General features: G+C 74.0%; 9 protein-coding genes and 1 tRNA gene. 2 read left to right on the top strand and 8 right to left on the bottom strand.

Going from position 1 to position 5939, the window contains the following annotated elements; translation table 11 throughout:
- Positions 1-177: 177 nt before the first annotated feature.
- From HMPREF3099_RS11050 to HMPREF3099_RS11025, 6 genes are all read right to left on the bottom strand, one after another.
- Positions 178-1035 (bottom strand): hypothetical protein, encoded by an 858-nt coding sequence (locus tag HMPREF3099_RS11050; RefSeq protein WP_237769846.1) that lies wholly within the window; start codon positions 1033-1035, stop codon positions 178-180.
- A gap of 63 nt (positions 1036-1098) precedes the next feature.
- Positions 1099-1518 carry a cation:proton antiporter regulatory subunit gene (locus HMPREF3099_RS11045; RefSeq protein ID WP_202816761.1) on the bottom strand — a complete coding sequence of 140 codons (420 nt, stop codon included), beginning with the start codon at positions 1516-1518 and terminating at the stop codon, positions 1099-1101.
- A 94-nt stretch (positions 1519-1612) separates the two neighbouring features.
- Entirely contained in the window at positions 1613-1930 is a 318-nt protein-coding gene (locus HMPREF3099_RS11040; RefSeq protein WP_168168529.1) for a thioredoxin domain-containing protein, read from the bottom strand.
- Between the two features lie 32 nt (positions 1931-1962).
- On the bottom strand, positions 1963-2244 hold the full coding sequence (locus tag HMPREF3099_RS11035; protein WP_070706081.1) for a VOC family protein: 282 nt from the start codon (positions 2242-2244) through the stop codon (positions 1963-1965).
- Positions 2241-2780, bottom strand: a complete 540-nt coding sequence (locus HMPREF3099_RS11030; RefSeq protein ID WP_141762145.1) for a VOC family protein — start codon at positions 2778-2780, stop codon at positions 2241-2243. Before HMPREF3099_RS11030 ends, HMPREF3099_RS11035 begins: the two co-directional genes overlap by 4 nt.
- Positions 2781-2911: 131 nt before the next feature.
- Entirely contained in the window at positions 2912-3562 is a 651-nt protein-coding gene (locus tag HMPREF3099_RS11025) for an MBL fold metallo-hydrolase (protein ID WP_070706078.1), read from the bottom strand.
- 46 nt (positions 3563-3608) lie between these two features.
- Here HMPREF3099_RS11025 and HMPREF3099_RS11020 point away from each other — a divergent pair, with 46 nt between their 5' ends.
- Both HMPREF3099_RS11020 and HMPREF3099_RS11015 read left to right on the top strand, forming a co-directional pair.
- Entirely contained in the window at positions 3609-4256 is a 648-nt protein-coding gene (locus tag HMPREF3099_RS11020; RefSeq protein WP_070706076.1) for an SDR family oxidoreductase, read from the top strand.
- Positions 4253-5296, top strand: a complete 1044-nt coding sequence (locus HMPREF3099_RS11015; RefSeq protein ID WP_070706074.1) for an LLM class flavin-dependent oxidoreductase — start codon at positions 4253-4255, stop codon at positions 5294-5296. Before HMPREF3099_RS11020 ends, HMPREF3099_RS11015 begins: the two co-directional genes overlap by 4 nt.
- A 61-nt stretch (positions 5297-5357) precedes the next feature.
- Here the strand turns inward: HMPREF3099_RS11015 and HMPREF3099_RS11010 are convergent.
- Together HMPREF3099_RS11010 and HMPREF3099_RS11005 are read right to left on the bottom strand one after the other, a co-directional pair.
- Positions 5358-5433 (bottom strand) — tRNA-Thr (locus tag HMPREF3099_RS11010).
- A gap of 111 nt (positions 5434-5544) precedes the next feature.
- The coding region (locus HMPREF3099_RS11005; RefSeq protein ID WP_168168528.1) for an SH3 domain-containing protein at positions 5545-5939 on the bottom strand (395 nt) is incomplete at its 5' end.

Below are 5939 nucleotides of genomic sequence, written 5' to 3'. Positions count from 1 at the left end.
CGGGGCCCACCGCCGCGCCGCACCGTCCACAGCAGGCGTGGTCCGCGGCTCCCACCGCCGCCCGAGCTGCCCGGGGTGGGTTCGGTTGTCCCGGGTCGACGCCGCCCACGACGTCATCCACCCCCGGCGAACCGGACCCACCCCGGATCAACCGGCGCCACCCCGCCTGACGCCCCCTCAGCGCAGCGCGGCCGGGTCCACCTCCCAGCCACCCGGCCCCACGGACCCGGCCTCGTACTCCTCCAACGGCACGTCGCCGACCGCCCACGCGCCGAGCACCTGGTCCATGAGCTCCCACGAGCGCACCGCCGTGTCCCCGCGCACCGTGAGCAGCGGGTCCCCGTCGAGGATGCCGGCGAGCACCTCCCCGTAGGGCAGCAGGTCCGGGGCGCCCACGGTGGTCGTGAGCACCTTCTGCTCGATGCGGGCGGGGTCCGTGGCGTTCATCGTCAGGTGCAGCTCCACCGGGCCCGGCTTGAGGCTCACCACCAGCTGGTCGGGCCCCTGCTGCCCGTGCAGCCCGTCGGGCACGTGCCGCACGTCGCGGAAGGTGATGCGCACCTCCTTGCGCTTCCTCCCCAGGGCCTTGCCGCTGCGCAGCACGAAGGGCACGCCGGCCCACCGGTTGGTCCGCACCTCCACCACCACCTGCGCCAGGGTCTCGGTGTCGCGTGCGGGGTCCACGCCCTCCTCGGCGGTGTAGTCCGGCACCTCCCGGTCACCGACCCGCCCCGCGGTGTACCGGGCCCGACGGGAGGCGCGGGCGGGGTCGTCGCCCCACAGGTGCGTGGCCCGGACGACGTGCTCCTTGAGGTCGCGCAGCTCGTCGGCGTCGATGCGGGCGGGCGGCTCCATGGCCACGATGGCGAGTACCTGCAGCAGGTGGCTCTGCAGCATGTCGCGCAGCGCGCCGGCCTTGTCGTAGTAGCCGGCACGGCCCTCCAGGGCGAGGTCCTCGTCGTAGGTGATCTCCACCATCGCGATGTCCTCCAGCACGAGCACCGACAGGATGGCGGGCGTCTCACGGTTGGCCATGGCCCCAGGTCGCCCAGCGGCAGCGCGATGTGGGCGCTGTCCATCAGGTGTCTGCCCGCCCGCTCACGGCCGGGGCTGGGCGGATCCCGACCCCAGCACCTCCGAGAGCGCCACCAGCCCGGACTGCGCCCCGATGGCCACGAGCACGTCCCCGCCCCGCAGCTCCTGCCCGGGGGTGGGCGCGGTCACCACGGACTCGCCGCGCACCAGGGCCACCACGGAGCATCCCGTGAGGGTGCGGGCCCGCGTGTCGCCCAGGGTGGCGCCGTCGTAACGGCTGCCGGGCTCCACCACGAGGCGGGCGGACTCCAGCCCGGGCACCTCGGCGGAGAGGTCGATGAAGTGCTTGGCCACCCGGGTGGTGCCCAGCATGTCGGCCACCGCGTCGGACTCCTCGAGGGTGAGGTGCAGGCTGTCCTGGGCCCGGTCGGGGTCCTCGCGGGAGAAGGCGCACAGGTCGGCCACGCCGTCCCGGTGCACCACCACCACGAGCGTCCGGCCGGCGCGGTGGTCAGCTCGTAGCGGACCCCCACCCCGGGCAGCACCGACTCCTTGACCTGTGCCCTTCTGCCATGGCTCAAGTGTCCCGCAGGCGGTGGCGCAGCTCGCGGGCGGGCACCGGCCCGTCGATGCGGTGCACGGTCACCCCGTCGCGCACCACCACGACGGTGGGCACGGTGTGCACGGACCACGCGGTGGCCAGCAGCGGCACCTCCTGGGTGTCCACGAGGGCGAACACGCGCTCGGTGCTGTCGGCCGCGGCGGACCCGCCCAGCTCGGCGGCCACCTGCGTGAACACCGGCTCGAAGACCGAGCAGCTGCCGCACCACGAGCCGGTGAAGCAGACCACCACGGCCCGCCCCGGGACGGCGAGGAGACCTGCGAGGTCCTCCACCCGACCCAGCCGGCGGACCGGGTCCGGCCGGGTCACGCAGAGCGCGCGAGGTCGGCCGGCGTGACGACCTCCTCACCGGTCACCTCGATGACGCCGAACTCCTCGCCCTGCGGTCCCCTCATGAGCGCTTGAGCGGGCGACTGGCTGCCGTGGGGCGGCCTCGCCACGACGGCCCCGGCGGCGGTGGCGCGCTCGAGCCAGGCGGGCAGGTCCTCCACGCCGAACCAGACCGCCCAGTGGCTGGGGACCGAGGGCGGGATCAAGGCCTCGGGCACCACGCCCACCACCTCGCTGCCCCCCACCGTGCCGCTCACGTAGGACTCGTCGCCGCCCCGTCTGAGGTCCAGTCGAGGTCGAGTACCGCGGCGTAGAAGTCGTGCTGCGTGCGGAAGCGCCGGGTGTGGAGCTCGTGCCACACCACGGTGCCCACGCCGCCCATGGAGCGGTAGCCGGGGCTCCGCCGCGCCTCCCACAGGCCGAACGCGGTGCCCTTGGGGTCCACCGCGCAGCACAGGCGGCAGGCGTCCACGAGGTCCACGGGGTCGTAGAACACGGTCCCACCCAGTCGCGTGGTGGCTGCCACGGCGCGGTCCACGTCGGTGCACGAGAAGTAGGTGAGCCAGCCGGAGGGAGGCACCACGTCACCGGTCGCCTTGGGGCCGATGCCGGCCACCGGTCGGCCGTCCTGCCAGGCGATGTGGAACTCGTGGCCCTCACCGGTGAGCCGCTCCTGCTCGATCTCCCACCCGAAGACCGCGCGGTAGAAGTCCACGGCCGCCGGCACGTCGTCCACCTGGCAGTCCACCCAGCAGGGCACACCGGTGGGCCACGGCTGTTCAACAATCGTCATGGTCCAAGAGTGCCTTCCCCGGGCGCCGGATTCCAGTCCCCACAGGGACCCACACGGGTAATCAGCGGTTCTCCGCCAAATATTCATCACCTGCGTACCGGGTGCCTGCCCCCACCGCCGAAGCCCCTCGGTCACCAGCCCCGCTCGCGCCACTGACCGAGCTGTGGGCGCTCGGCCCCGAGCGTGGTGGGGTCACCGTGCCCGGGGTGCACGTGCGCCGCGTCGTCGAAGCGCCCGAAGAGCCGCTCGGTCACGTCGTCCAGCAACTGCTCGAAGTCCTGCGACGACCACGTCCTGCCCACTCCCCCGGGGAAGAGCGAGTCGCCGGTGAACAGGTGCACCTCGTTGCCGTCGCGCAGCACCAGGGCCACCGACCCGGGGGTGTGGCCGCGCAGCGCCACCACCTCCAGCGCCAGGTCCTCGACCTCCAGCACCTCGCCGTGGGCCAAGGAGCGCACCGTGCCGGCGGGCAGGCCGGCCTCCTCCTCGATGGCGGCCGCGTCCTCCACGCCGCCGTGGGCCACCACACCGTCCCCACCGGCCAGCTCCGCCAGGGCCCGCACGTGGTCCCAGTGGCGGTGCGTGGTCACCACGGCGCGCAGGTCCGGCGCGCGGTCACCGGCGGCCTCGGCCAGCAGCCCGCGCAGGGCGGGGGCGTCGTCCGCGGCGTCCACGAGCACCTGCGCCCCGGTGGCCCGGGAGGTGAGGACGTAGCAGCGGTTGTCCATCTCGGAGACGCTCGTGCGGTGGACGGTCACGGTGGGCAGGTCGACGATGCGCATGCCCCCAGTGTGACGCGACGTGGTCGGCCTGCGAGAGACTGCAGTCATGGCTGACATCCTCATCATCGGCGGACACGGCAAGATCGCGCTCCAGGCGGCCGCCCTGCTGGCCGAGCGGGGCGACGAGGTCACGAGCGTGGTCCGCAACCCGGACCACGCGGCGGACGTGCGCGCCACCGGCGCCACGCCCCTGGTCCTCGACGTGGAGCACGCCCAGCACACCGAGCTCGTCCGCGCGATGCGGGGCCGGGACGCCGTGGTCTGGTCCGCCGGGGCCGGTGGCGGCGACCTCGCCCGCACCTACGCCGTGGACCAGCGGGCCGCCATCGCCTCCATGCGGGCCGCCCGCGACGCCGGCGTGCCCCGCTACGTCATGGTGAGCTTCTTCGGCTCGGCCCTGGACCACCCGCTGCCCTACGACGAGGGTTTCTTCCACTACGCCCAGGCCAAGGCCGTGGCCGACGCCCACCTGCGCGGCACTTCGCTGGCCTGGACGATCCTCGCCCCCAGCCGCCTCACCGACGAGCCCGGCACCGGCCGCATCGAGGTGGGTGCGCAGCAGCCTTCCCAGGTCCCGCGGGCGGACGTGGCCGCCACCATCGCGCACGTGCTGGGCGAGGGGTCCCGGGCCTCCCTGCACCGCACCCTCACGATGAACACCGGTGACACCCCCATCGCCGAGGCGATCGCATGAGCACCCCGGCCACCCCACGCACCGCGCCCGGTGGCCGCGTGCCGCTCTCGGTGCTCGACCTCGTGCCCCGCTCTGAGGGCATGACCCCGGCCGATGCCATCGAGGCCTCGCGCTCCTACGCCGCCCGGCTGGACGCCCTGGGCTACCACCGCCTGTGGGTGGCCGAGCACCACAACACCACCACCTTCATGTCCTCGGCCACGGCCCTGCTCATCGCCCACCTGGGGGCGGGCACGCAGCGCATCCGCCTCGGTTCCGGCGGGGTGATGCTGCCCAACCACTCGCCGCTCATGGTGGCCGAGTACTACGGCACCCTGGCCACGCTCCTCCCCGGCCGCATCGACCTGGGGCTGGGCCGCGCGCCGGGCACCGACCCGATGACGGCCTCCGCCCTGGCCCGCCGCTCGGCCGGGCTCGAGGACGTCGCCTCGGACGTCGCGATGCTGGCGCGCTGGCTGGGCGAGGAGCCGGACGCGGCCGTGGGTCAGGTGCGCGCGGTGCCCGGGGCCGGCACCCGGGTGCCGCTGTGGATGCTGGGCTCCTCCACCGGCGGTGCGGCCGTGGCCGCCGCCCTCGGTCTGCCGTTCAGCTTCGCGAGCCACTTCGCCCCGACCCAGCTGTCGGAGGCGATCGCGCTCTACCGCAGCCAGTTCCAGGCCGACGCCCCCACCGCCCAGGTGGACCGGCCGTACGTCATGGCCGGGGTCAACGCCCTCGTGGCCCCCACCACCGAGGAGGCCCGGTACCTGTTCACCACCTCCCAGCAGCTGGCCGCCGGCATCCGTTCCGGACGTCCGGCGCCGCTGCAGCCGCCGGTGGAGGACGTCACCCGCGTGGTGCCCGAGGAGCTCCTGCGGCTGGCCGACGGTCACGGCATCCGCATGGTGGGCGACCCCGCCACGGTGGTCGGGCAGCTCGAGGAGTTCGTGGAGCGCCACGACCTGGACGAAGTCATCACCACCACCTACACGCACGACCCCGCCCTGCGGGTCCGCTCGGCGGAGCTCCTCGCCGAGGCGTGGGGGCTCGAGGGCGCCTGACCCGCGGCACGGACGCACCACGGCCCGGCCCCCTGCGTGGGGACCGGGCCGTGGCGTCAGGTGGAGCCCCCGACAGGAGTCGAACCCGCGACCTGCTGTTTACAAGGCAGCTGCTCTACCAACTGAGCTACAGGGGCCTGTGGCGGCACAGTGTAGGCCGCACGTCCGCCGCTCCCCACACGGCCGAGGCCTCCCCCGGTGCACGGGGGAGGCCTCGGCGATCGGCCGCCGGGGCGGCCGTCACGGCATCAGACGGCGACGCCGTAGGACGACCAGAAGTAGCCGCGGTCGGTCCTCACCCAGCCGGAGGCCAGCTTGGTGCCCTTCACCGTGGTGCCGGCGCGGTACTGGCCCAGGATGGCGTGGGACAGGCCGGCGCCCGCGCGCACGTTGACGCCCTGGGTGATGCGGAAGGTGGTGGCACCGGGGGTGTCCGCCACATCGGGGGTACCGAAGGAGTGCCAGAAGTACTTGCCCTCGGTGGTCTTCACCCAGCCGGAGGCCAGCTTGGTGCCGGTGACCTTGGTGCCCGGGTACAGCTTGCCCACGGCCTGGTAGGAGGTGCCCGGGCCGGTGCGGTAGTTCACCCGGTCGGTGATGGTCCAGTCCTGGGTGGGGGTGGTGGGCGGGGTCGGCGGGGTGG

The organism is Kytococcus sp. HMSC28H12 (genome assembly GCF_001816045.1).
Taxonomy (GTDB): Bacteria; Actinomycetota; Actinomycetes; order Actinomycetales; family Dermatophilaceae; genus Kytococcus; species Kytococcus schroeteri.
This window is presented reverse-complemented; position numbering and strand designations above follow the sequence as displayed.